This is a genomic window from Pigmentiphaga litoralis, assembly GCF_014651835.1.
In the GTDB taxonomy this organism is placed as follows: Bacteria; Pseudomonadota; Gammaproteobacteria; order Burkholderiales; family Burkholderiaceae_B; genus Pigmentiphaga; species Pigmentiphaga litoralis.
Map to the genome: position 1 here is coordinate 779,462 of NZ_BMXQ01000001.1, position 22,325 is coordinate 801,786.

24 protein-coding genes are annotated in these 22,325 nt (G+C 64.2%); 19 read left to right on the forward strand and 5 right to left on the reverse strand.

Going from position 1 to position 22,325, the window contains the following annotated elements; genetic code table 11:
* The first annotated feature begins 37 nt into the window (after positions 1–37).
* From IE116_RS03325 to maiA, 5 genes are read left to right on the forward strand one after another with little or no spacing between them, the layout of a single operon-like run.
* Complete coding sequence (locus IE116_RS03325) at positions 38–736, forward strand: fumarylacetoacetate hydrolase family protein (RefSeq protein ID WP_189609741.1); 699 nt, start codon at positions 38–40, stop codon at positions 734–736.
* A gap of 51 nt (positions 737–787) precedes the next feature.
* Positions 788–2,059, forward strand: a complete 1,272-nt coding sequence (locus IE116_RS03330) for an aromatic ring-hydroxylating dioxygenase subunit alpha (RefSeq protein ID WP_189609743.1) — start codon at positions 788–790, stop codon at positions 2,057–2,059.
* A gap of 2 nt (positions 2,060–2,061) precedes the next feature.
* The gene (locus IE116_RS03335) at positions 2,062–2,535 is read left to right on the forward strand and encodes an aromatic-ring-hydroxylating dioxygenase subunit beta (RefSeq protein ID WP_189609745.1); all 474 of its coding nucleotides are present in this window, start codon (positions 2,062–2,064) and stop codon (positions 2,533–2,535) included.
* Positions 2,536–2,545: 10 nt separating this feature from the next.
* Positions 2,546–2,857 (forward strand): non-heme iron oxygenase ferredoxin subunit, encoded by a 312-nt coding sequence (locus tag IE116_RS03340; protein ID WP_189609747.1) that lies wholly within the window; start codon positions 2,546–2,548, stop codon positions 2,855–2,857.
* Positions 2,858–2,890: 33 nt separating this feature from the next.
* Positions 2,891–3,562 (forward strand): maleylacetoacetate isomerase, encoded by a 672-nt coding sequence (maiA, locus tag IE116_RS03345; protein ID WP_189609748.1) that lies wholly within the window; start codon positions 2,891–2,893, stop codon positions 3,560–3,562.
* Positions 3,563–3,622: 60 nt separating this feature from the next.
* On the opposite strand, the gene IE116_RS03350 is transcribed toward maiA, so the two are convergent.
* The gene (locus IE116_RS03350) at positions 3,623–4,270 is read right to left on the reverse strand and encodes a TetR/AcrR family transcriptional regulator (protein ID WP_189609750.1); all 648 of its coding nucleotides are present in this window, start codon (positions 4,268–4,270) and stop codon (positions 3,623–3,625) included.
* Positions 4,271–4,412: 142 nt separating this feature from the next.
* Between IE116_RS03350 and IE116_RS03355 the strand changes: the two genes are divergently transcribed.
* Both IE116_RS03355 and IE116_RS03360 read left to right on the forward strand, forming a co-directional pair.
* On the forward strand, positions 4,413–5,495 hold the full coding sequence (locus IE116_RS03355; protein WP_189609752.1) for a Rieske 2Fe-2S domain-containing protein: 1,083 nt from the start codon (positions 4,413–4,415) through the stop codon (positions 5,493–5,495).
* 83 nt (positions 5,496–5,578) lie between these two features.
* Positions 5,579–6,787 carry an ABC transporter substrate-binding protein gene (locus tag IE116_RS03360; protein ID WP_189609755.1) on the forward strand — a complete coding sequence of 403 codons (1,209 nt, stop codon included), beginning with the start codon at positions 5,579–5,581 and terminating at the stop codon, positions 6,785–6,787.
* Between the two features lie 100 nt (positions 6,788–6,887).
* Here IE116_RS03360 and IE116_RS03365 read toward each other — a convergent pair whose 3' ends face one another.
* On the reverse strand, positions 6,888–8,243 hold the full coding sequence (locus IE116_RS03365) for a leucine-rich repeat-containing protein kinase family protein (protein ID WP_189609757.1): 1,356 nt from the start codon (positions 8,241–8,243) through the stop codon (positions 6,888–6,890).
* A 118-nt stretch (positions 8,244–8,361) separates the two neighbouring features.
* On the opposite strand from IE116_RS03365, the gene IE116_RS03370 reads away from it, so the two are divergent.
* The 3 genes from IE116_RS03370 (at position 8,362) to IE116_RS03380 (ending at position 11,363) form a co-directional block, all read left to right on the forward strand.
* On the forward strand, positions 8,362–9,039 hold the full coding sequence (locus IE116_RS03370) for a DUF2325 domain-containing protein (RefSeq protein ID WP_189609760.1): 678 nt from the start codon (positions 8,362–8,364) through the stop codon (positions 9,037–9,039).
* Positions 9,040–9,263: 224 nt separating this feature from the next.
* On the forward strand, positions 9,264–10,304 hold the full coding sequence (locus IE116_RS03375) for an aromatic ring-hydroxylating dioxygenase subunit alpha (protein WP_189609762.1): 1,041 nt from the start codon (positions 9,264–9,266) through the stop codon (positions 10,302–10,304).
* Positions 10,305–10,352: 48 nt separating this feature from the next.
* Positions 10,353–11,363, forward strand: coding sequence for a Bug family tripartite tricarboxylate transporter substrate binding protein (locus tag IE116_RS03380; RefSeq protein WP_189609764.1), 1,011 nt, complete (start codon positions 10,353–10,355; stop codon positions 11,361–11,363).
* A 37-nt stretch (positions 11,364–11,400) separates the two neighbouring features.
* On the opposite strand, the gene IE116_RS03385 is transcribed toward IE116_RS03380, so the two are convergent.
* Positions 11,401–11,949 (reverse strand): MarR family winged helix-turn-helix transcriptional regulator, encoded by a 549-nt coding sequence (locus IE116_RS03385; RefSeq protein ID WP_189609766.1) that lies wholly within the window; start codon positions 11,947–11,949, stop codon positions 11,401–11,403.
* A gap of 177 nt (positions 11,950–12,126) precedes the next feature.
* Here IE116_RS03385 and IE116_RS03390 point away from each other — a divergent pair, with 177 nt between their 5' ends.
* From IE116_RS03390 to IE116_RS03405, 4 genes are all read left to right on the forward strand, one after another.
* Positions 12,127–12,489 (forward strand): protocatechuate 3,4-dioxygenase, encoded by a 363-nt coding sequence (locus IE116_RS03390; protein ID WP_189609768.1) that lies wholly within the window; start codon positions 12,127–12,129, stop codon positions 12,487–12,489.
* Position 12,490: 1 nt separating this feature from the next.
* Positions 12,491–13,330 (forward strand): class III extradiol dioxygenase family protein, encoded by an 840-nt coding sequence (locus tag IE116_RS03395; protein ID WP_189609769.1) that lies wholly within the window; start codon positions 12,491–12,493, stop codon positions 13,328–13,330.
* Positions 13,327–14,523, forward strand: coding sequence for a 4-hydroxybenzoate 3-monooxygenase (locus tag IE116_RS03400; protein WP_189609771.1), 1,197 nt, complete (start codon positions 13,327–13,329; stop codon positions 14,521–14,523). The genes IE116_RS03395 and IE116_RS03400 overlap by 4 nt, the downstream gene beginning before the upstream one ends.
* A gap of 241 nt (positions 14,524–14,764) precedes the next feature.
* Positions 14,765–15,973, forward strand: a complete 1,209-nt coding sequence (locus tag IE116_RS03405) for an FAD-dependent oxidoreductase (protein WP_229827980.1) — start codon at positions 14,765–14,767, stop codon at positions 15,971–15,973.
* A gap of 47 nt (positions 15,974–16,020) precedes the next feature.
* Here the strand turns inward: IE116_RS03405 and IE116_RS03410 are convergent, their stop codons facing one another.
* Both IE116_RS03410 and IE116_RS03415 read right to left on the reverse strand, forming a co-directional pair.
* A complete protein-coding gene (locus IE116_RS03410) occupies positions 16,021–16,782 on the reverse strand; it encodes a maleate cis-trans isomerase family protein (protein WP_189609775.1) in 762 nt (253 codons plus the stop codon).
* A gap of 5 nt (positions 16,783–16,787) precedes the next feature.
* A complete protein-coding gene (locus IE116_RS03415) occupies positions 16,788–17,756 on the reverse strand; it encodes a Bug family tripartite tricarboxylate transporter substrate binding protein (protein ID WP_189609776.1) in 969 nt (322 codons plus the stop codon).
* Between the two features lie 190 nt (positions 17,757–17,946).
* Between IE116_RS03415 and IE116_RS03420 the strand changes: the two genes are divergently transcribed.
* The 5 genes from IE116_RS03420 to IE116_RS03440 all read left to right on the forward strand — a co-directional run bounded on the left by IE116_RS03420 (position 17,947) and on the right by IE116_RS03440 (position 22,306).
* Positions 17,947–18,741 carry a GntR family transcriptional regulator gene (locus IE116_RS03420; RefSeq protein WP_189609778.1) on the forward strand — a complete coding sequence of 265 codons (795 nt, stop codon included), beginning with the start codon at positions 17,947–17,949 and terminating at the stop codon, positions 18,739–18,741.
* 219 nt (positions 18,742–18,960) lie between these two features.
* A complete protein-coding gene (locus tag IE116_RS03425) occupies positions 18,961–20,238 on the forward strand; it encodes a 3-isopropylmalate dehydratase large subunit (protein ID WP_189609780.1) in 1,278 nt (425 codons plus the stop codon).
* Positions 20,235–20,819: a LeuD/DmdB family oxidoreductase small subunit gene (locus tag IE116_RS03430; protein ID WP_189609782.1), complete on the forward strand. Its 585-nt coding sequence runs from the start codon at positions 20,235–20,237 to the stop codon at positions 20,817–20,819. Before IE116_RS03425 ends, IE116_RS03430 begins: the two co-directional genes overlap by 4 nt.
* On the forward strand, positions 20,812–21,453 hold the full coding sequence (locus tag IE116_RS03435) for a cysteine hydrolase family protein (protein ID WP_189609784.1): 642 nt from the start codon (positions 20,812–20,814) through the stop codon (positions 21,451–21,453). Before IE116_RS03430 ends, IE116_RS03435 begins: the two co-directional genes overlap by 8 nt.
* Positions 21,443–22,306, forward strand: a complete 864-nt coding sequence (locus IE116_RS03440) for an isocitrate lyase/PEP mutase family protein (protein ID WP_189609786.1) — start codon at positions 21,443–21,445, stop codon at positions 22,304–22,306. Before IE116_RS03435 ends, IE116_RS03440 begins: the two co-directional genes overlap by 11 nt.
* Positions 22,307–22,325 lie beyond the last annotated feature (19 nt).

Consider the following 22,325-nt stretch of genomic DNA (forward strand, 5'->3'; position numbering starts at 1 on the left):
ACCATCGACATTCGTTTGATTCGATCAAGGAGTTCTCATGACCTACGCCATTGCCCAACCCGCCCAAGTCGCGCTCGACATCGTCGGCACCGACGACCAGTTTCCCGTCAACCGCGTGTTCTGTGTCGGCCGCAACTATGCCGCGCACGCCCGGGAAATGGGCCGGGACCCGGACCGTGAAAAGCCTTTCTTTTTCATGAAGCCCGCCAACGCCGTGGTGCAGGCCGGCGAGACAGAGATCACCATTCCGTATCCCCCGCAGACCAGCAACTTCCATCACGAGATCGAACTGGTGGCGGTGATCGGCACAGGCGGCAAGGACATCTCGATCGACCAGGCACTTGAACATGTGTATGGCTACGCCGTGGGTCTGGACATGACGCGCCGCGACCTGCAGCTGGACGCCCGCGACAAGGGCCGTCCGTGGGAATTCGGCAAGTCGTTTTCGAAGTCGGCACCCATCGGTCCGATTTCGCGCGTGAGCGAAGTTGGCCATCCGGACAAGGCAGCCATTGCTGTCACAGTCGATGGCCAGACCAAGCAGAGTTCCGACATCGACATGCTGATCTGGTCGGTGGCCGAGTCGATCGCCTACCTGTCGCAGTACGAAACCCTGGAACCCGGTGACGTGATTATGACCGGCACGCCCGAAGGCGTCGGCGCGGTCAAGCCAGGGCAGGTCATGCGCGGCACGATCGAAGGCCTGACGCCCATCACCGTCCGCGTCGCGGGCTGATCCCGGCACCGCCTTCTTAATGACAGCGTGACACCAATGGAGGAGACCGCCATGGAAACCACAACAGCGAACGCGCCTGTTTTCCCGACCGATCCGGCCTGGCAGGGCGACGGGTCGAGCCGCATCCCGTTCTGGGCCTATACCGACGAGGCGCTCTACAAGAAGGAGCTGGAACGCTTCTTCTATGGCAAGCACTGGTGCTACGTCGGCCTGGAAGCCGAGATCCCGAACCCGGGCGACTTCAAGCGCACGGTTGTGGGTGAACGTTCGGTGTTGATGACGCGCGATATGGAAGGCGGCATCAACGTGGTCGAGAACGTTTGCGCGCACCGCGGCATGCAGTTCTGCCGCGAGCGCAACGGCAACAAGAAGGACCTGGTCTGTCCTTACCACCAGTGGAACTATTCCCTGAAGGGCGACCTGCAGGGCGTGCCGTTTCGGCGCGGGGTCAAGCAGGACGGCAAGGTCAATGGCGGCATGCCAAAAGACTTTCGTACCGAAGACAACGGCCTGAACAAGCTCAAGGTCGCCACCCGTGGCGGCGTGGTGTTTGCGTCGTTCGACCACGACGTCGAAAGCCTGGAAGACTTTCTGGGGCCCGATATCCTGGGCTACTTCGACCGCCTGTTCAACGGCCGCAAGCTGACCATTCTTGGCTACAACCGCCAACGCATTCCGGGCAACTGGAAGCTGATGCAGGAAAACATCAAGGACCCGTATCACCCCGGTCTGCTGCATACCTGGTTCATTACCTATGGCCTCTGGCGCGCCGACAACAAGTCCGAACTCAAGATGGACAGCCGCCACCGCCATGCGGCGATGATTTCCACCCGGGGCAACAGCGGCGCCAAGAACGAAGTCACGAGCGGGGTCACCAGCTTCAAGGAAAGCATGGAGATCAACGACAAGCGGCTGCTGGACATCGTGCAGGAAGACTGGTGGAAGGGGCCCACCGCCGTGATGATGACCGTGTTCCCGAGTGTGATCTTCCAGCAGCAGGTCAACAGCGTATCCACCCGGCATATCCAGCCGAGCGGCACCGGCGCCTTCGACTTCGTCTGGACCCATTTCGGTTTTGAAGACGACACCGCCGAGATGACCCAGCGCCGCCTGATCCAGTCGAACCTGTTCGGTCCGGCCGGCTTCGTGTCGGCCGATGACGGCGAGGTGATCGAGTTCTCGCAAAGCGGCTTCGAGCAAAAGCCCTATCACCGCGCGCTGGCCGAACTGGGCGGCACCGAGGTGGGCAACACCGACCACATGGTGACCGAGACGCTGATCCGCGGCATGTATGGCTACTGGCGCGGCGTGATGGAGGTATGACGATGGACCCGATGCACACCTTCCTTGCGGTGCAGGATATCTACACCGATTACACCGCGGCCGTCGACAACAACGACTGGGACGCGTGGGCCGACCTGTTCCTGGAAACCTGCGAATACAAGGTGCAGCCGCGGGAAAATTTCGAGCGCGGATTTCCGCTGGCGACCATGTGGTTCCTGAGCCGGGGCATGCTGCGCGACCGCGGCTACGGGATCAAGGAAACCTTGTTCCATGACCCGTACTACCAGCGGCACATCGTGTCCGCGCCGCGGATCCTGAGCGCCGAAGACGGCGTGATCGTCAGCGAAGCCAACTACGCCGTGTTCCGCACCAAGCTCGATGGCGAGTCGACGGTCTTCAACGTCGGCCGCTACCTGGATCGCCTGCGCACGACCGAAGACGGTCTGCGCTTTGAACAACGCTTCTGCATCTACGACTCGGAAATGATTCCAAACTCGTTGATCTATCCCATTTGAGGACGCTTTCATGACGCAATGGCTGGATGTCGCGGCACGCGACGACATACCCGACGACGACGTGATCGGCGTCGACCTGGGCGGTAAGAGCCTGGCGCTGTACCGGGTCGACGGCGAGGTCTACGCCACCGACAACATCTGTACGCACGGCCACGCACGCCTGTGCGATGGCTTCCTGGAAGGTCACGAGATCGAATGCCCGTTGCACCAGGGCCGCTTCGACATCCGCACCGGCAAGGCCATGTGCGCGCCGCTGACGGAAGACGTCAAGATCTATCCGATCAAGGTCGAAGACGGCAGGGTGCTCGTCGAGCTGCCCTGACCAAAAACCACGCCAACATTCTGGAGTCTGACCATGGCGAACGCCACGCCAGCCACTGACCGTGTGCTGCACAACTACTTCCGAAGCTCGTCGGCGTACCGCGTCCGCATCGCGCTGAACCTGAAGGGCCTGCCCTACGACTACGTGCCCGTGCACCTGACCCGCAATGGCGGCGAACAGTTTGCGCCGGCCTTTCGGGCGAAGAACCCGCACGCGCTGGTGCCGGTGCTGAACGATCAGGGGCACGAGATCCATCAGTCAATGGCCATGCTCGAATACCTGGAAGAAGCCTACCCGCAGCCGCCCCTGCTGCCGGCGGACCTGGGCGACCGCGCCTATGTCCGCCAGCTGGCCATGTTGATCGCATGCGAGATGCATCCGATCAACAACCTGCGGGTGCTGAAGTACCTGACCGGAACGCTGGGGCTGGACGAGGCGGCCAAGACGGCGTGGATCCATCATTGGCTGGGTCTGGGTCTGGCGGGGCTGGAAGCGGAACTGTCTGCATCCCCACGTCGCGGGCGTTTCTGCTTTGGCGATACCCCGACCCTGGCCGACTGCTGCCTGGTGCCGCAGGTCTTCAATGCGAAGCGGTTTGCGCTGGACCTGGCGCCGTATCCCACCGTGACGGCCATCGTGGATGCCTGCGAGGCCGTGCCGGCATTCCAGCAGGCCCATCCATCACGCCAGCCCGACGCGGAGTAAGGGTAGGGCGCGTTGAGACTTTTGTTGCGGGACGCCCTCGGGCTCCGGGGCGGGACGCGTTCAGGAATCCTTGGCGGCGAGCGTCGGGTAGCGCTCGTGCACCAGCTTGACCCAGTCCTTCAGGTAGGCGCGGTAGTGTGATTCGTCCTGTTGCCACATGCGATTCACGGCCATGCCGCGAATCATGTTCAGCGTCAGGTTCAGCACCAGCCGCGCTTCTTTCGGCGTCAGTCCCGCCTCGCGAAACACCTCGAGCCACAAGGCGTTGGTGGACTGGCGGTAGTTGTCCATGACCGGAAGAATGCGCGCCATCAGTTCCGGGTCGGTCCGCGCCGCCACGATGGCTTCCAGCGCGGCAATGAAGGGCCAGTCGAAATACACGCTCAGGCAATCGGCAATGAAGCCCTCGATCGGCTTGCGGCCGGCTTCGGCGCTGCGTGCCACCCGCTGGCCGCGCACGATCGCTTCGTCATAGATCGCTGCGGTGGCCGCCACCACCAGTTCCGCCTTGTTGGCGTAGTGATGCATCAAGGCGCCGTTCGACAGACCCGCGGTGCGCGCCACTTCCTTGGTGGTCAGGCCGCTGTAGCCTGACCGCATGAACACGTCGATGGTTGCTGTCAGCAACTTTTCCTTGGCCTCGCGCGTGCGGTCTTCCTGCTTGCGGCGAGGGGGCGTGGCGGGGGCGGGCTGAGGCTGTGCGGGCATGCGGCGAGTATAGCCGCAGGGCTTCGGGTATCTACCGCGTGATTCATGCGCAAAATAACAAACCGTGCACTCTGTATGTGATAGGATTTCCGCACATAACGATATTGCTCCGGTTGACCGGAGCTTCTACTGGAGGTGACACATGGCTTTCATCCGGAACGCCTGGTATGTGGCAGGCTGGGCCGACGAGGTCAAGGCCGGCGAAATGTTCCACCGGCAATTGCTTGGCGAACGCGTCGTGTTCTATCGCAAAGCCGACGGCACGCCCGTCGCCCTGCAAGATCGCTGCGCCCACCGCTTCATTCCGCTGCACCTGGGCAAGATCGTGGACGATCGTATCGAATGCCTGTATCACGGCCTGCAGTTCGACTGTTCAGGCCGTTGCGTCAAGAATCCGCATGGCGACGGGCGCGTGCCCGAAGCGGCGCGGGTCGCTGCGTACCCGGTACACGAGCGGCACGGAATGATGTGGATCTGGATGGGCGATGCGCCGGCCGATGCCTGCACGATTCCCGACTATGGCGTCCTGGACGATACGGGGTCGTTCACCACCAGCCGCGGCTATCTGCACATCCAGGCCAACTACGAGCTGATGGGCGAGAACTTGCTCGACCTGAGCCACATTACCTACCTGCACGACGGCTACCTGGGCAGCCCCGAGCAGGCAGGCGCGGACCAGGTCGTGGAAGAAGAGGGCGACCACATCCTGTGCAATCGCTGGATGCCGTCGGTCACGCCGCCTGGCATCTTCAACATGCTTTACCGGCAGGACGGCAAGCCAGTCGACATGTGGACACGCATGCGGTGGATGCCGCCCAGCTGTTTCCTGCTGGATTCGGGTGTGCACGAAGCGGGCGCAGGGCAGCGCGAAGACCACGGCTGGTATTACGGCGTCCACATCCTGACCCCCGAAACCGAACGCACCACTCACTATCACTTTGCAGCGGCCATGCCGATAGGCACGCGCATGTCCCCGGAAACGGAAGAGAAGTTCCGGGCGCTGCGCCGCTATGCCTTCGAGATGCAGGACAAGCCCATCATCGATGCGCAGCAGGAAGCGATCGGCGATGCCGACTTCTGGTCGTTGAAGCCGGTGCTGCTCAGCATCGACCTTGGCCCGGTGCGCATGCGCCGCGCAATCACGCGAAGGCTGCAGGCTGAAGCAGCTGCCAGCGGTGAGCCGGCAACATCAGGCGGGTCCGCCAAGCAGGCACAGACCGCCTGACCGGTTTCTTCACGACTTCACGACATCACAACAATGACCGCCACCGAGCGGCAATACGCCAACCAGGCAGGCAGGAGACAGGTATGAAAATTACGTGGAACAAGGCGATCGGTGCTGTCGCGATGGCAGGCATGGGCTGTGTGGCATCGGCGTCATGGGCGCAAGCCCCGGCGCCGTCCGCGGCTGCGGCGCCCATCCGCATCGGGTTCATTGGCGAGCTGTCGGGCTCGACGGCAGGCGTCGGCCAGGACCAGCTGGATGGTTTCAACCTGCTGGTGGAACGCAATGGCGGCAAGCTGGGCGGCTACCCGATCCAGCTGATCAAGGAAGACAGCCAGATGAAGCCGGAAGTCGCCAACCAGGTAGCGCGCCGGCTGATCGAGCGCGAGAGGGTGTCGATCATTACGGGCGTGTCGTTCTCGAACGTGATGATGGCGGTGCACAAAACGATCACCGACAAGGAAGTGTTCCTGATCGGGTCGAACGCCGGGCCGTCGCAGATTGCGGGGGCGCAGTGCTCGCCTTATCAATTCATCACGTCGTGGCAGGGCGACCAGGCGGCCGAGGCCATCGGCAAGTACGCGCAAGAAAAGGGCTACAAGCGGGTGGTGACCATGGCTCCGAATTACCAGGCCGGGAAGGACACCGTGGCCGGCTTCAAACGCTTCTACACCACGCCCGTCGTCGACGAGGTCTATACCTCGTTGTCGCAGCTCGACTTTGCGGCCGAGCTGTCGCAGGTCGCAGCGGCCAAGCCCGATGCGGTGTTCGCGTTCTTTCCCGGTGGCCTGGGCATTGCGTTCGCAAAGCAATACTCGCAGGCGGGACTCATGAAGACCTTGCCCTTGTTGTCAGTGTTCACGGTAGATGCGTTGTCCTTGCCCGCGATCGGGGACGCGGCAGTGGGCATGGTCAGCGGCACTTTTTGGGCGCCGGACTTCGACAATGCTGCAAGCAAGTCCTTCGTGCAGGCCTTCGAGGCAAAGTACAAACGTATTCCGTCGAACTATGCGGCGCAGAGTTACGACGCTGCGCAACTGCTGGATTCGGCAATCGCGAAGGTCAACGGAAGGGTGGACGACAAGAAGGCCTTTGCGGCGGCACTGAAGGCGGCGGACTTCAAGTCTGTGCGCGGCGACTTCCGCTTCGGCGCCAACCACTTTCCGGTGCAGTCCATGCACGTCGTGCAAGTGGCCAAGGATGCCCAGGGCCGCAATTCACTGAAGACCCTGGCGACGCCCCTGAAGGACTATCAGGACGCCTATCAGGGACTATGCAAGATGAAGAGCTGAACCCACGCGGACCGCACGCTATGGAGGGTGAGATCGCGTGACGAGACGCAGGCCACGTCAAGCGGTGACGACGCGGCCCCGTCGCGCACCGCCTTGCGATTTACCCGGCCAGCGCCGCCGCGATTTCCGGAAACAAGGGGCGCGCAGAGGGCACCGGCGACAGGCAGGCATCGCGCAGGGCGGCCATGCGTGCGAGTGGCGAGGACCCGCCGTCGTCTTGCCCGGCGGCCGAATCGTCGACATGCGCGATCAGTTCTTCGAGCAGGCAGCCGAAGGCGCGGACCTCCAGGCGTTGCAGGGCACCGGCCCGCGCCGTGTCGGTCAAGGCATAGAACGACGCCGCGCCGAAGTCACCGAGCAGGCTGTCACCGCTGGCGTTGCGCAGGATGTTGTGACCGTACAGGTCACCGTGCATGATGCCGAGCGCATGCAGGTGCGCAGCGGCCGAGGCAATGCCCGCGGCGATACGGCGGGCGGTTTCCGCACTGAACACGGTGCCGGGCGCGTACACGTCGCGGGTGCAACTGGCCAGGCTGGGTGGGCCGGCCATGTCGGTAAAGCCTGGATCGATCAAGGACATGACCAGCCCCGGCGTGCCGGCGGGGTGATCCGCCAGCGTCGCTTCGAGCGGAATCAGGTGGGGATGGGCGCCCGCGGCGACGCAGGCGGCCATTTCGCTTTCGGGTGAGCCGTCGCTCGTGACCGCACCCTTGTAGATCTTGACGGCCACGTCGCGAAGGGCGCCCGCGGTGTTGTCAGGCGAGCCGCCGTCAGCCAGAAGGTCGGCCTGATGGATCACGCCCGATGCCCCCTGGCCCAGCATCTGCTTCAGGGCAAGGCGGTGCCAGGACACCGTACCGACCCGCGCCTGCGCCGCCACGGCGGCATCATCCATCTGGCAGCACGGGTTGCCGGCGTACGCCAGCCACGACAGACGCGGCAGGTCGAACAACCAGTCGGGCAGCGATTCAAACCGGTTCGCGGCAATGCGCAGCAGTTCCAGTTTGTGGCAGGCGGCCATGCTGTCCGGCAGGGCCGACAGGCGGTTGCCGGCCAACATCAGCTTTTGCATGTCGGTGCAGGTGCCCAGCGCGTCGGGCAGGGTTTCAAGTTCGTTGTCGGTCAGGATCAGCCAGCGCAGATGCGGCGGCAGGGACGCGGCCGGCAGATGGCGGATTTGGTTGGCCTTGAAGCCCACCATGGTCAAGGAAGGCATGGACCCAAGAATTTCGGGCACATGCTCGAACGCGTTGTTCGACAGGAAGATCACCCGCAGCCGGGTCAGGCGCGCCAGGTCGTGCGGCAGGTCGCGCAGGGCGTTGTTCGACAGGTCCAGGATCTCCAGACTGTCGGCCAGGCCAAAGACCTCGCCAGGGATCTCGGTCAGGCCGGCCGACAGGCTCAGACGCTGGATGCCGGCAAGCTGGCCGGCGCGCAATTGGGTCAGGGTGTCCACGTATCAGTGCCAGGAGGAGAGCGGGGTAAGCCGCGATGATACTAGGGGTGCGTCCGTCAGGTCCGTGTAGATAATGATTCTCATTTATACTTTGCGGCTTGACCCTGGGGAGCGCACCATGCCAATCACCGTCGACATGGAACGGATCATCGATGAACACGCGCGGCTGCTGCGGCATTACGGCCGCGTGCAAAAGCGCTGCTCGCGCCTGCTGCAGGAACGGCAACGGGCCATCGAAGATCGTGAAGCCGAGATCATGCGACTGCGCGCCGCCGTGATCGCGCGCGACACGGCGCTGGCCTTTGCGCGCGAAGATCACGCCGCGCTTGCCAACAGCATCCCGGGCCTGCCGCGCCGCCTGGCGCTGGCAAGGCACATCGACATGCTCGTGCACCGCATCCAGGCTCTGACTCGCGAACGCGGGCGAGCATGGGGCCAACCCAGGGGCGCCGCGCGCGGCGCGTCCGGGCCGGCGCTGCCACTGCCCGCCCTCAATGTCCGCCGCCGTGCCGTGCTGTGGATAGGCCAGGACCCCGCCGACGGCGTGGCCACCCGCCACTGGATCGAAACGTCAGGCGGCCGCTTCCTGCAGCACGACGGCGTCGACGACGCCGACCCCGCCGTGCTGGAAGCCAGCCTCATCCAGGCCGACCTCGTCATCTGCCAGACCGGCTGCATCGGCCACGGCAGCTACTGGCGCGCGCAGGATCATTGCCGGCGCACAGGCAAGCAATGTGTTGAGGTCGCAGCGTCGAGCACGCCACTGGTGCGCATGCCGGTCAACTGCAGTCAGTGATGCCTTTTTCTGCCCAATTGCGGCGCGCCCTAGAACATCTTTGGTGCGTTGATGCACCCCTGCGTAACGCGGCTTTCCTGCGCCGGATAGTTGTATAGAACAATCGTCGAGCCACGAGCTAGAGTCCGGCCATTCAAGGTTGCCAGCGCCGCGAGGCAGCCCGATGAACCTGAAGAGATCGGGAGGGCGGGAAAGTGGAGAGCGTTGTAAGACATGCGTGGTATGTGCTGGCTTGGTCCAGCGAGCTTGGCCGTACGCCACTGGCACGCCGGGTGCTCGACGAGCCGATCGTCGCGTTTCGAAAAGAGGACGGATCACCCGTCGCACTGCTCGACCGGTGCGCGCACCGGCTGCTTCCGTTGTCGATGGGAAAGGTGGTGGGCGATACGCTTCAATGCGGATATCACGGTCTGCGCTACGACGCGACGGGCGCCTGTGTGCACGTGCCCGGGCAGTCGCGTATTCCGGCAACCGCCTGTGTACGCCACTTCCCTTTGGTCGAACGCTATGGAGCCACATGGATCTGGATGGGCCAGCCGGATCTGGCGGACTCTGACCGCATCATTCCCGTTCAGCGCTTCGAGGAAGACGGATGGGCGGTGGTGTGGGGCGAGTACCAACGACATGGATCGCACTACCTGAACATCGTAGAAAACCTGCAGGACCCTGCGCACACTACCTTCGTGCACCCTCGCACCATCGGCAACCCGGCCTCAAGCGACGTCCCCATCCTGATCGAGGAAGAAGACGACTTCATCGTTGCGTATCGCTGGACTGTCGACGCCGAGCCGCCGCCTGCGGACCGCGCTAACGGCCACTTCGCCGGCCTGACGGATCGTTGCCAGCGCTACATCTTCTATCCGCCATGTGTGTCGAGGGTAGACGTCGTCACGATGGATGCCGGACAGCAGCATACCGAGTCGAACATGGACCGCGGGCTGCGTGCCTACAGCTACAAATTTCTGACCCCCGAGTCCGACCAGTCGACCCACTTCTTCTGGATGCATGTCCGGAACTTCGGAGTGGGGGATGCTGCGCTGGAGGCCCGGCTCGTTGCCGCCATGAGCACGACATTCGAGGAAGACAACGTCGTCGTGTCCGCCATCCAGCGCGAGCAGGACGCAACCGGAAAGCGTCAGCACACCTGGCTGGCCATCGATACCGGACCAACGCGTGCCCGCCGCAAGATCGAACAGCTGGCCGAAGCCGAGCTTGGGGCCAACGCCGAAGCCAAGGCTGGCCTGGCCCGGCGCGTTCCGGCCTGATTTGCCCGACGTCCGCAATTTTTCGTCGTTTCATCCAAGGAGCAGATCATGTCGCATTGTCCTATGAACGTCGCACTGCAGGCGCGCGCCCGGCGCTGGCTGACGCCTCTCGCCATCGTTGCGGCCTTGGCCTGTCCACAGGCCTACGCAGAAACGGCGGACCAATATCCGTCCCGGCCGATCCGGTTCATCGTGCCTTTCACCGCGGGTGGCCTGACTGACAAGTTGGCCCGAGCCCTGGCGCACGAGATGACCGAGTCGTGGAAGCAGCCTGTCGTGGTCGAAAATCGCGGCGGGGCAGGCGGCACCATCGGTGCCGACCTTGCCGCCAAGGCTCCCGGCGACGGCTACACGGTACTGATGGGCACGCACGCAACGCACGCCATCAACGTCACCCTGCTTGAACCGCTACCGTACGACGCCGTAAAGGACTTCAAGCCCGTCACGCTGCTTGCGACCGTGCCCAGTGTCCTGCTGGTGAATCCCGCGGTGCCGGTGAACTCGGTGCAGGATCTGGTCAAGCTGGCCAAGAGCCGCCCGGGAACCCTCAACTACAGTTCGCAAGGGGTCGGGACGTCCGGTCACATGGCGGGTGAATACTTCAAGATGCTGGCGGGTATCGATATGGTCCACGTTCCTGCAAAGGGCCCGGCGCAAGCATTGGCCGATGTCATGGGCAACCATGTGGATATGGTGTTCGACTCGGTGGCAATCGGTATGCCCCTGGTGCGGTCAGGCAAGCTGAAGGGCTTGGCCGTGACCAGCCGGGAGCGTTCGCCGTCGGCGCCCGACTTGCCGACAATGGGTGAGGCCGGTGTGCCAGGGTACGAGATCGCCCTGTGGTTTGCGCTGTACACGCCCAAAGGAACGCCCGATGCGATTGTTGCGAAGCTCAACCAGGAGATGCGGCGCGCGCTGGCGCAGCCGGCCATTCGCGATACTTTCATCCAGGACGGCGTCACGTTGACCGCGACCACGCCCGACGAACTGGCTCTGTTTCAGAAGGATGAGGGAAACAAATGGGGACGTTTGATCAAGGCAACCGGCGCCGGTAAATGACCGGCCAACGAAGCGAGGAGCAACGCCGTCCGAGGACTTACCACAGGTCGCTGAGGGTGGTCCCGGTGGCGTGATTGTGCTGGTGGCGGCGGCTGCCGCCGCGATGGCGGTCGGCTTTCTCTGTCAATGCGTATTCCTGGTTCAGGCGCGATGCCGCCTCGGTCAGCACATCGAGCGCGTGGTCGAAGACTCGCAGTTCCTCTTCGCTCAATGAGGCGAGCACGCTTGCATTGATGTTCGCCGTTTGAGGAAACAGTTCGCCGTGTAGCTCGCGCCCCTTATCGGTCAGCGCGACGCTGGCACGGCGTTTGTCGTCGGGTGCCACGATGCGTGACACCAGCCCCTTGTCGACCAGATCGTTAATCGCGCGCGACACCAGCGGGCGATCGGTGTGCGCGTGGTCGGCCAATGCGGAAGGGGATAACGGACCGAAGTCCGCAAGCATCGCAATCAGCCGCCATTCCCTGCGTGTGATGCCATAGCGCCCTTCGCAGATGCGGATGATCGGAGCGCCGCTGCTGCCGAGCAGGCGGGCCAAACGATAGTTCAAGAGATCATTGCAGACGGTGGGGTGCTTGAAGGACATGGTCATGACCCCGACTGGCGGAAGTTGTATAGAACAATCAATGGGTAGGGCGCTAGAGTCATTCTCCATAAAAAGCCTGGCAGCAGCAAGACGTGATCGCGCCTTGCACAACGCCATCCGGACACTTGCCTGCCTGTTGAAACGATGCTGTTTGCCCTTCACTGGAGAATGCGCTTCATGACTACACCGCAACGTGATCGATCGCGGCCCATCAACGAGTCGCTGGTGTTCGACCTGCCTCTGTCGTGGGCGGGCTATCGCATCAACAAGATGTGCAACTCGCTGACGTCGCCAGAAAATCGGGCGACGTACCAAGCCGACGAAGACGCCTATCTGGAGGCCTACGGACTGAGCCCGGAACAGAAGGCGCTCGTGCTGGCCCGCGACTTCGGCGGGCTGCTCGACGCGGGCGCCAACATCTACTTTCTGCTCAAGCTTGGCGTCGTTACCGGTAACGGGCTTTACCGCATGGGCGCGTCCATGCGCGGTGAAACCTACGAGCAGTTTCTTGCCACGCGCAACGATCACGGAGCGGTCTGACATGGGCACCCTCATTGCTGGAATCGGTACCTCGCACGTCCCGTCGATCGGCGGCGCGCATGATCGTGGCAAACAAGCCACCCCTGCGTGGCGACCGTTGTTCGACGCCTACGTGCCCGTGCGGGAATGGCTGAGAGAACTCAAACCCGACGTCGCCATCATGGTCTACAACGACCACGGCGCCGACTTCTTTTTTGACAAGTATCCGACGTTTGCCGTCGGCGCCGCAGACAGCTACGCCATTGCCGACGAGGGCTTCGGCACCCGGCCGTTTCCTGCCATCCGCGGCGATCTGGAATTTTCGCAGCACCTGTGCGAGTCGCTGGTGTACGACGAGTTCGATATCACGGTATGCCAGGAAATGCGGGTCGAGCATGGCTTTCTGGTACCGATGCATCTGTGTTTCGATCACGACGACAGCTGGCCTGTTGCGTCGGTGCCGATCGCGGTCAACGTACTTCAGCACCCGCTGCCGACTGCGCGACGATGCCTGCGCCTTGGCCAAGCCATCCGTCGGGCGGTCGAAGCCTACCCCAAGGACATCAAGGTTGTAATCCTTGGTACGGGCGGCATGTCCCATCAACTGACGGGAAAGCACTTTGGCGAGATGAACGAAGCCTGGGACCGGGACTTTCTGGAACGCATCGAAAGCGATCCAGACAGCCTGGCGGCGTTGACCCATCAGGAATTCATGGAGCGGTTCGGTGCCGAGGGCATCGAGCTCATCATGTGGCTCGTCATGCGCGGCGCGATGTCGCCAGGCGCCTCGCGCGTGCACCGCAACTACTACGCGCCAATGACGACCGGCATGGGCCTCATCACGCTGGAGGATCGGCCATGACGCCAGCGCGGACAGACCGGACCCAGGTCGCCATTGTCGGGGCAGGCCCGGCGGGTCTGTTGTTGTCTCACTTGCTGCATCTGGACGGCATCGAGTCGGTGGTGCTTGAACACCGGAGCCAGGACCATGTGCAAAGCCGGTTGCGCGCCGGGGTCCTGGAGCAGGGCACGGTGGACACCTTGCGCGATGCCGGACTGGGCGCTGGGATGGCGGCGCGTGGCATGCCGCAGACGGCCATCGACTTCCGGTTCGGCCGTCGATCACATCCTGTCGACTTCACGCACGAGACGGGCGGCAGGCAGGTCATGGTGTATCCCCAGCACGAGGTGGTCACTGATTTGATCCGTGCACGGCTCGAGGCAGGTGGCCAGATCTGGTTCGACACGCCCGTGACACGGGTGGCCGACCTGATGACGAGTCGGCCCGTGGTGCACTATGAAGTCGATGGCGAGCCGCGCGCTCTTCACTGCGATATCGTGGCGGGCTGCGATGGCTTTCGCGGACTGAGTCGTGAAGCCATGCCGGCAGATGCGCGCACCAGCTACGATCGTATCTACCCCTTTGCGTGGCTGGGCATCCTTGCAGAAGTTCCACCCGCCGCGCCCACGGTAACGTGGGGCTGCCACGAATCGGGGTTTGCCATGCTGAGTTTCCGTTCGTCGACGGTCAGCCGCCTCTATCTTCAGTGCGTACCCGATGACAAGCCGGAAAACTGGTCCGATGACCGGATCTGGAGCACCCTGCACGAGCGCCTGGATGTCGACGACATGCCACCGCTGATCGAGGGCCGCATCATCCAGAAGGGAGTAACGGGCATGCGCAGTTTCTTGTCCGAGCCCATGCAGCACGGCCGCCTGTTCCTGGCAGGCGACGCTGCGCACATCGTCCCACCCACCGGCGCCAAAGGACTCAACGCCGCAGTCGCCGACATCCGCGTCCTGAGCCGCGGCATTATCGACTTCTACCGCCGCTCTTCATCGGACCTGCTCGAACAATACTCCGCGCTTTGCCTGCATCGCATGTGGCTGGTCCAGCGCTTCTCGGCCGGCCTGTGCACCATGGTCCACCAGTTCCCCGGCCAGAGCGCCTTTGAACGCCGCCTGCAACGCGCCGACCTGGACACCCTGACCGGCACCCATGCCGGCCGCCTGGCCTTCTCCGAAAACTTTACCGGCCTGCCATACGCGGTCTAGCCCGGCGATCACCGCGCGCAGGAGCGCATGTGTAAGCAAGGACACGGCGGATCCGGCTTTGCCGGTCCGCCAGTGTCGCCCCTGGGGGAGGCGCGCAGCGCCCAGGGGGGGGCAATTGTCCTATTGACAGGTCAATTGAAAAGCATGTGAAATGCCCCTGTCATGGCAGTGCCGTGACAGGGTGATCCTGCATGGGCGGGGCGCCCGCTTCAAGGAAGAATCTGATGATCCGAGGCATGGCGTGAGCGGGGCCAACCGACCCAAGGTGATTGTTGTCGGGGGCGGCCCGGTGGGGCTGGTCACGGCGATGCGGCTGGGGCACTTTGGCATCGACGTGGTGGTGGTCGAGTCCGATGCGACGGTATCGCGGGCATTGAAGGCATCGACCTTTCATCCGCCCACGCTCGACATGCTCGATGCCTATGGCATCACGCCGCGCCTGATCGAAGCGGGTCTGGTGGCGCCGACCTGGCAAGTGCGCATGCATGCAACCGGCGAGTACGCGGAGTTCGACTTGTCGGTGTTGAAGGACGACACGGCGCACCCGTACCGGCTGCAGACAGAGCAGTGGAAGCTGGCCGAGTTCCTGATCGAGCACATCCGCGAGACGCTGCCGAACGTCGAGTTGCTGATGGGATGCAAGCTGCTGTCGGTGGCGCAGGATGCGGAGTCGGTCACCGCCGAAGTGCAGGCCGAAGACGGCACGCCGCGTATGCTGACCGGCGGCTACCTGGTGGGCGCCGACGGGGCGCGCAGCACGGTGCGCGATGCGCTGTCGCTGTCGTTCGAGGGGCATACCTTTCCGGAAACGACGGTGCTGGCCACCACGGACTTCCCGTTCCACGAGCACATTCCCACGCTGTCCTACATCAACTATTGCTGGGCCGAGACGGGCACGTTCAGTCTGCTTCGCCTGCCGGGCATCTGGCGCGTCAGCCTGTATCCGTGGGAAGGCGAGACGCTGGAAGAGGCAATCACCCCGCCCTCGATCGAACGCAAGTTGCAGCACATCTACCCGCGCGACGTGCCGTATAACGTGATGGAGATCCGCCCCTACCGGATCCATCAGCGTGTGGTGGACCGCTATGTGCATGGCCGTATCATCCTTGCCGGCGACGCCGCCCATGTGAACAGCCCGAGCGGCGGCATGGGCATGAACGGCGGGATCCACGATGCGTTCAATCTGAGCGAGAAGCTCAAGCGCATTCTGGAAGGCGAGTCGGCTGACCTGCTGGAGCAGTATCAACGGCAGCGGCGCCCGATTGCGATCAAGCATGTGCTGGAGCAATCAGGCCGTAACCGCGCGCGGATGCAGGAACGGGGCGAAGACAAGCGCCGCGAGACGCTGCACGGCCTGATGCGCAAGGCGTCGGATCCGGTGCAGGCGCGCGCGTATCTGCTCGAGACGTCGATGCTTACCGGGCTAAGGGAATCGAACGCGATCGAATGATTCCGGCTGCGTGAAAAAGGCCAGGCCAGGCCCAACGCAGCTGCAGGTCAGCCTGACACCTGCTGGCGCTCGAATCGCTCGCGCCAGTGGTCCCCGCGGATCCACGTTTCCAGTCGGGTCTGCTCGGGCGCCAGTGCGGCCACGGCCTTCCAGCCCAGGCACAGCATGCACGACAGTACCGGCACCTTGGAATGCGCATTGGCTTGCAGCAACGGCCCGAGCGTGGGCATGCCGGTGCCGAGCATGACCACCGCATCGGCATCGTCAGCCAGGCCGTCCAGCAAGGCGCCCGCGGCGCCGGCTTTCATGGAATAGATCGGGTGGAACTGGCTGTCATCCAGTTCGCCTGATGCGACCTTGGACACCGTCAGGCCGCGTGATTCCCAGTAGCGCACGCCGGCTTGCGTCAGCGTGGCGGGGTAGGGCGACGCCAGCGCGATGCGGGTCGCGCCGAGTTCCTTGAGCGCGTCCACCACGGCCGTGGCGGCGGTGAACGCATGCACGCCCCGTTTGGCTTCGATCTCGCCCAGCACGCGGGCTTCGCGTTCCTTGCCCACCATGTACGACGCGCCCGTGGTGCCGACGGCAATCGCATCGATGGGCGCATTGGCGAACTGGTCGCAGGCCGTGTCGAGCTGGTCCACGTAGTCCACCAGACGCGCTTCGATGCTTGGCTTGTCGCTCATCATGCGGGCGTTGATGTGCGCGTAACCGGCCGGCAGCAGGATCGCGTATTCGGGTTCGACGGTCGTATTGGCCTGCGGCGTCAGCAGCCCGATCAGGCCTTTGGGGGCGTATTCGACAGGCATGGCGATCAGTCCAGCTTGATGTTCGCGGACTTGATGATGGGCGCCCACTTGCGCTCTTCGTCCTTGATGAATTGGACAAATTCGGCTTGCGGCGCGGCCACCGACACCAGTCCCTGTTCCAGCAGCTTGGCTCGGAAGTCCGGGTTGGCCATGACCTTGGTCAGCGCGGCCGTCAAGGTATCGACGACGGGTTGCGGCGTGCCGGCGGGCGCCGAGACGCCGAACCAGGCTTCACCGACCGTGCCAGGAACCACTTCGTCCATGGTGGGCACGTCGGGAAAAGCCGTCACGCGCTTGGGGCCGCTGACGGCCAGCACCCGGACATTGCCGGCGCGGGCCTGGACCGAGGCCACGGCAATGTTGTTGAAGATTGCATCGATCTGGCCGCCGAGCAGGTCGTTCATGGCCGGGCCGGTGCCTTTGTACGGCACGTGCGTCATCTGGATGTTGGCGCGCTGCTTGAGCTGCTCGCCCGTCAGGAAACCGGCGGACCCGACTCCGGCCGACCCGTAGTTGTAGCTGCCGCCGGCCTTGCGGGCCAGGTCCAGAAATTCCTTGAAGTCCTTGGCCGGATGATTGGCCCGCACGATCAGCCCGTTCGGGAACGTGCCGAGCAGCATGATGTGGGCGAAGTCGTCGATCGGCTTGTACGGCGTCTTCTGGCCAAGCAGCGGGCCGGTGGTGATCGCTGCGCCATTGGTCATGACCAGGGTGTACCCGTTAGGCGCGGCCTTGGCGCCCAGGTCGGTCCCAAGGATGGAGGCGGCGCCGCCCTTGTTCTCGACCACCACGGTCTTGCCAAGGGCTTCCCCCAGGCCATTCGCGACCAGGCGGCCGATGATGTCGGTCGACCCGCCGGGGCTGAAGGGCACGATCAAGGTGATGGGCCGGTCCGGGTAGACGGGCTGGGCCCCGCGCGCAACCGTTCCTGCGCCCAGGGTCATGGCCGCCGTGATGGCCAGGCTTGAAAGCATGAATACCCGGCGTCGGGCGCCGTTTGCCGTGGGTTCAGTCAGCGCCATTTTGCCCCACCCACCTGTACTATGATTGCCCATGACTGATGCCCCGCAGCTGTTTGGAATACGCAAATAGTCGGCCACGTGTCATCACGGCGTCAAGACAAATGTTCTATTAGACAGACAATAAGACAGAGTGCCATTTCCTATGCAGCAGTCCCTGCCTCTCCCCAAGTACCACAGCGTGTATCTCGTGTTGAAAGAACGGCTGCGCGACGGACTCTACGACGCACGCGTGCCCGGCGAAATGGAACTGATGGAAGAGTTTGGCGTATCCCGCGCCACGATGCGCAAGGCGCTGGAAAACCTGTCCACCGAAGGCTTGATCGAGCGGGCCGCGGGACGTGGCACGCGGCGCGTGCATGCGCCCGATGACGCCGCGCCGACCAAGGCCGGCACGTCCCGGCTGACCGGGCTCCTCGACAATATCGTCGCGGCCAGCCTGGACACCACGGTCAAGGTGCTGGAGCACGACACCGTGGAAGCCAGCGACCCGGTGGCGTCGACGCTGCAGGTGCCGCCGCGGGCGCAGGTGCTGCGTGCCGTGCGCGTGCGCAGCACACGCGCCGGACCCGTGTCCCACATCACGACGTGGGTGCCGCATGCACTGGCGCGCGGCCTGGGGCGCAAGCAACTGGGAAAGAAGGCGATCCTGGTGCTGCTGGAAGAAAGCGGGGTGGACATTGGCCGGGCAACCCAGAGCATCTCTGCCAAGCAGGCCGATGCCGGCGTTGCCGCGGCGCTGGACGTGCCCCTGGGCTCGGCGCTGCTCTCGGTAAACCGAGTGGTGTTCGACAATGAAGAGCGCCCCGTGTTGTGGCTGCAGGGCTTGTACCGCCCGGACCGCTACGAATACGAGATGGACCTGTCGCGCGTGGGCGATATCGACGCGAAGGTCTGGGTGGCGAATCACCGGTCGGCGCCGGCCAACGGGCGGGATTGAACGCCCGCGCACCGCATGCGCGATCGAAACAGGCCTTGAGCAAGGCGCCACGGTTATCCGCGACCCCGGGGCGGGGTAATCCCTGCCCCCGTCCGGAAATACAATTGTTCTATTGACAGTACAATATGACCAGCCCGGCATCATGCCGGTTGCCTGGTCGGGTCCTGCGTGCGTGCGCCGGAATGCACCGGGCTCGTCCGCGATTCCCAGGAGGCAAGCATGCCCCTCACGTCGTCCGCCGGCCAAACGCTGGCGCAGAAGCTGATTGCACGCGCCGCCGACAGCGATCGGGTCGTCCCCGGCGACATCGTCACATGCCGTGTCGACCTTGCCATGTTCCATGATTCGTCCGGCCCCCGGCGGCTCAAGCCCATGCTTGAACAACTGGGCGCCCGCATCTGGGATCCCCAGCGCGTGGTGCTGGTCATGGACCATTATGTGCCCGAGCGCGATGACGATTCGCGCCGCATCGTGCGCATCGCGCGGGAGTGGGCGATCGAGCAGGCCCTGCCCAATGTCTACGACAGCATGGGCATCTGCCATGTCGTGGTGCCACAGCACGGACACATCCGGCCCGGCATGATGTGCGTGGGGGGTGACAGCCATTCGCCTACGGGCGGGGCTTTTGGCGCGTATATGTTCGGCGTCGGGAGCACCGAGATGCTGGGCGCCGTGGTGACCGGCGAGATCTGGCTGCGTGTGCCCGAAACGATCCAGATGCACTGGTCGGGCGCGCTGGCGGCGGGCGTGACTGCGAAGGACATGATGCTGCATATGCTGGCCCGCTTCGGCATGAATGGCGGCGATTACCAGGCGGTCGAGTTCTGCGGCCCCGCGGTCACTGCGCTGTCGATGGAAGAACGCATGACGCTGTCGAACATGAGCGCCGAGCTGGGCTCGCAGGTGGGGCTGATTGCGCCGGATGCCGTCACGGCGGACTGGCTGGCGGCGCATGGCGCGCCGGGTGTCGAGACCGGTCCGTGGTTTACCGATACGAATGCAAGCGTGACGCGGCACGACTTTGACGCGTCGACCTTGCCGCCGATGGTGGCCGCGCCGCACAGTCCGGCCAACAGCCATCCGGTCGAGGCCCATCGCGGCACGGCGATCCAGGTCGCCTATATCGGCGCCTGCACCGGCGCCAAACGCGAAGACATGCAGGCCGCGGCCCGCGTGCTGCGCGGGCGCAAGGTGGCCAGCGGCGTGCGCCTGATCGTGGCGCCGGCCAGCCAACGCGACCAGGAAGCGGCCCAGGCGTCTGGCGACCTGCAGATCTTGCGCGACGCGGGGGCTGAGCTGTACCCGACCTCGTGCGGCGCCTGTGCAGGCTATGGGAGTCCGATGAATGACGGCGATGTGGTGATCTCGACTACCGCGCGCAACTTCAAGGGACGCATGGGATCGGCGACAGCGCAGGTGTATCTGGCTTCGCCTTACACCGTGGCCGCATCGGCGCTGCGTGGCACGGTGACCGATCCGAGAGAGGTGCTGGCATGACCCCCGAATCACCCTCCGCATCCCCATCATTGACGGTATCGGCAAGCGCCGACGTCAGGACACGCGGCGCGCGCCACCGCGTGTGGAAGCTTGGCGCCGACATCGACACGGACCTGCTGGCGCCAGGCTATGTGATGAAGCACGGCATCGACGTAATCGCCACCCACTGCCTGGAGTCGGTGCGGCCCGAATTTGCAAGCACCGTGCAGCGCGGCGATGTGCTGGTCGCCGGGCCGAACTTCGGGATCGGATCGTCGCGCGAGCAGGCGGCGGGTGCGTTGGTGACCCTGGGCGTGGCGGCGGTGATCGCGCCGTCGTACGGCGGGCTGTTCTTCCGGAATGCTTTCAACCTGGGGTTGATGCTGCTGACGTGTGAGGACGCGATGGTGCTGGAGGAGGGGGAAGCGATCGCCTTGCAGGTGCCGGCGACCTCCGGACAGGTCCTTCCCGAGATCATTGCCGCCGACGGACGCCGTCTGGCCTGCGCACCGATCCCGTCTTTCCTGGTGGACATGGCCCAGGCCGGTGGCCTCCTCAATCAATTGGCGCGCCGTTACGGCAAGGAGCCGTCCCATGGCTGACACGCACGCGTTCAACGGCGCCCGCAGTGCCTTGCTGATCGTGGATCTGCAAAACGATTTCCTGGCTCCCGATGGCGCCTACGCGCGCGGTGGGGCGACCAGTGCCGCCGCGGCGGCCTTGCCCCCCCGGGTCGCCACGGTGGCGCGTGCCGTCAAGGCCGCGGGCGGAATGGTGGTCGCCAGCCAGTTCACCTTGTGGCCGGACGCGCACGGCGAACCCATGATCGCGCCGCATCTGCTGCACCTGCGGCCTTTCTTGCGGCGCGGCGACTTCGCGCCCGGCAGCCACGGGCAGGCCAATGTGGCGGAACTGGACGGGCTGGTGGATGTGGCGTTCGCCAAGGTGGCGTATTCGGCTTTTTTCAACACGCAGCTTGAGTGGGTGCTCCGGCATGCCGGCATCGACACCGTGATCGTTTGCGGCATCGTGACCAACGGCGGGGTCGCAAGCACGGCGCGCGATGCCCACATGCGCGAATTCCATACGGTGGTCATGTCGGACGGCTGCGCGGCGTTCAAGGAGCCGGTGCACGCCGCCTCCTTGACCGACCTGGCGACCGTGGCCGACATCGTGACTTGTGACCAGGTGGTTGCAGGCCTCAACTCTTCAAGGACAGCCCGTCATGCCTCATGACCTGAAAACCCGCCTGGCATCGCCCGATATCGTGCTGGCGCCGGGTGTCTACGACGCGTTTACCGCCCTGATTGCCGCGCAGACGGGCTTCGAGGCCCTGTACCTGTCGGGCGCGTCGGTCGCCTACACGCGCCTGGGCCGGTCGGACGTGGGCCTGACCACGTTTTCCGAAGTTGAGGAGACCCTGGCGCGTATTACGGAACGGGTGGAGTTGCCCGTAATCGTGGATGCCGACACGGGCTTTGGCAACGCGTTGAATGTGATGCGCACCGTGCGGGGCTTCGAGCGCGCAGGCGCCGCGGTCATCCAGATCGAAGACCAGGGCTTTCCAAAACGCTGCGGGCATCTGGACGGCAAGTCGGTGATCCCGGCCGGCGAGATGGTCGGCAAGCTGAAAGCCGCCGTGGACGCGCGCCATTCGGCGTCCACCCTGATCCTTGCGCGCACTGATGCGGTGGCGGTCGAAGGGCTGGACGCAGCGCTGGATCGGGCCGAACAGTACCTGGAAGCCGGGGTGGACGCCTTGTTCATTGAAGCCTTGCGCACCCCGGAACAGATGGACGCCGCATGCGCCCGGTTTGCTTCGCGCGTGCCGCTGCTGGCGAATATGGTCGAAGGTGGCAAGACCCCGATCCAGGACGCGGACCAGTTGCAGCGCCACGGTTTCCGGATCGCCATCTTTCCGGGCGGCGCGGCGCGCGCGGTGGCCTTCACGCTGCAGGACTACTACGGCAGCCTGAAAACGCATCGGACGACCACGCCGTTTCGCGAGCGCATGCTGGACTTCGATGGCCTGAACGAGGTGCTGGGTACGCCTGAACTGCTGGCGTTGGGCAAGCGCTACACAGACTGAGCGGTCGCGGCCAAGCCGC

What these genes read in the sequence shown, in the direction of transcription:
- IE116_RS03395 (WP_189609769.1), top strand. Translation starts at nt 12,491, where the DNA reads ATGGGCACCCTCATTGCTGGAATCGGTACCTCGCACGTCCCGTCGATC.
- IE116_RS03330 (WP_189609743.1), top strand. Translation starts at nt 788, where the DNA reads ATGGAAACCACAACAGCGAACGCGCCTGTTTTCCCGACCGATCCGGCC.
- IE116_RS03420 (WP_189609778.1), top strand. Translation starts at nt 17,947, where the DNA reads ATGCAGCAGTCCCTGCCTCTCCCCAAGTACCACAGCGTGTATCTCGTG.
- IE116_RS03440 (WP_189609786.1), top strand. Translation starts at nt 21,443, where the DNA reads ATGCCTCATGACCTGAAAACCCGCCTGGCATCGCCCGATATCGTGCTG.
- IE116_RS03390 (WP_189609768.1), top strand. Translation starts at nt 12,127, where the DNA reads ATGACTACACCGCAACGTGATCGATCGCGGCCCATCAACGAGTCGCTG.
- IE116_RS03360 (WP_189609755.1), top strand. Translation starts at nt 5,579, where the DNA reads ATGAAAATTACGTGGAACAAGGCGATCGGTGCTGTCGCGATGGCAGGC.
- IE116_RS03435 (WP_189609784.1), top strand. Translation starts at nt 20,812, where the DNA reads ATGGCTGACACGCACGCGTTCAACGGCGCCCGCAGTGCCTTGCTGATC.
- IE116_RS03385 (WP_189609766.1), bottom strand. Translation starts at nt 11,949, where the DNA reads ATGTCCTTCAAGCACCCCACCGTCTGCAATGATCTCTTGAACTATCGT.
- maiA (WP_189609748.1), top strand. Translation starts at nt 2,891, where the DNA reads ATGGCGAACGCCACGCCAGCCACTGACCGTGTGCTGCACAACTACTTC.
- IE116_RS03410 (WP_189609775.1), bottom strand. Translation starts at nt 16,782, where the DNA reads ATGCCTGTCGAATACGCCCCCAAAGGCCTGATCGGGCTGCTGACGCCG.
- IE116_RS03340 (WP_189609747.1), top strand. Translation starts at nt 2,546, where the DNA reads ATGACGCAATGGCTGGATGTCGCGGCACGCGACGACATACCCGACGAC.
- IE116_RS03355 (WP_189609752.1), top strand. Translation starts at nt 4,413, where the DNA reads ATGGCTTTCATCCGGAACGCCTGGTATGTGGCAGGCTGGGCCGACGAG.
- IE116_RS03370 (WP_189609760.1), top strand. Translation starts at nt 8,362, where the DNA reads ATGCCAATCACCGTCGACATGGAACGGATCATCGATGAACACGCGCGG.
- IE116_RS03350 (WP_189609750.1), bottom strand. Translation starts at nt 4,270, where the DNA reads ATGCCCGCACAGCCTCAGCCCGCCCCCGCCACGCCCCCTCGCCGCAAG.
- IE116_RS03430 (WP_189609782.1), top strand. Translation starts at nt 20,235, where the DNA reads ATGACCCCCGAATCACCCTCCGCATCCCCATCATTGACGGTATCGGCA.
- IE116_RS03335 (WP_189609745.1), top strand. Translation starts at nt 2,062, where the DNA reads ATGGACCCGATGCACACCTTCCTTGCGGTGCAGGATATCTACACCGAT.
- IE116_RS03380 (WP_189609764.1), top strand. Translation starts at nt 10,353, where the DNA reads ATGTCGCATTGTCCTATGAACGTCGCACTGCAGGCGCGCGCCCGGCGC.
- IE116_RS03415 (WP_189609776.1), bottom strand. Translation starts at nt 17,756, where the DNA reads ATGCTTTCAAGCCTGGCCATCACGGCGGCCATGACCCTGGGCGCAGGA.
- IE116_RS03325 (WP_189609741.1), top strand. Translation starts at nt 38, where the DNA reads ATGACCTACGCCATTGCCCAACCCGCCCAAGTCGCGCTCGACATCGTC.
- IE116_RS03425 (WP_189609780.1), top strand. Translation starts at nt 18,961, where the DNA reads ATGCCCCTCACGTCGTCCGCCGGCCAAACGCTGGCGCAGAAGCTGATT.
- IE116_RS03400 (WP_189609771.1), top strand. Translation starts at nt 13,327, where the DNA reads ATGACGCCAGCGCGGACAGACCGGACCCAGGTCGCCATTGTCGGGGCA.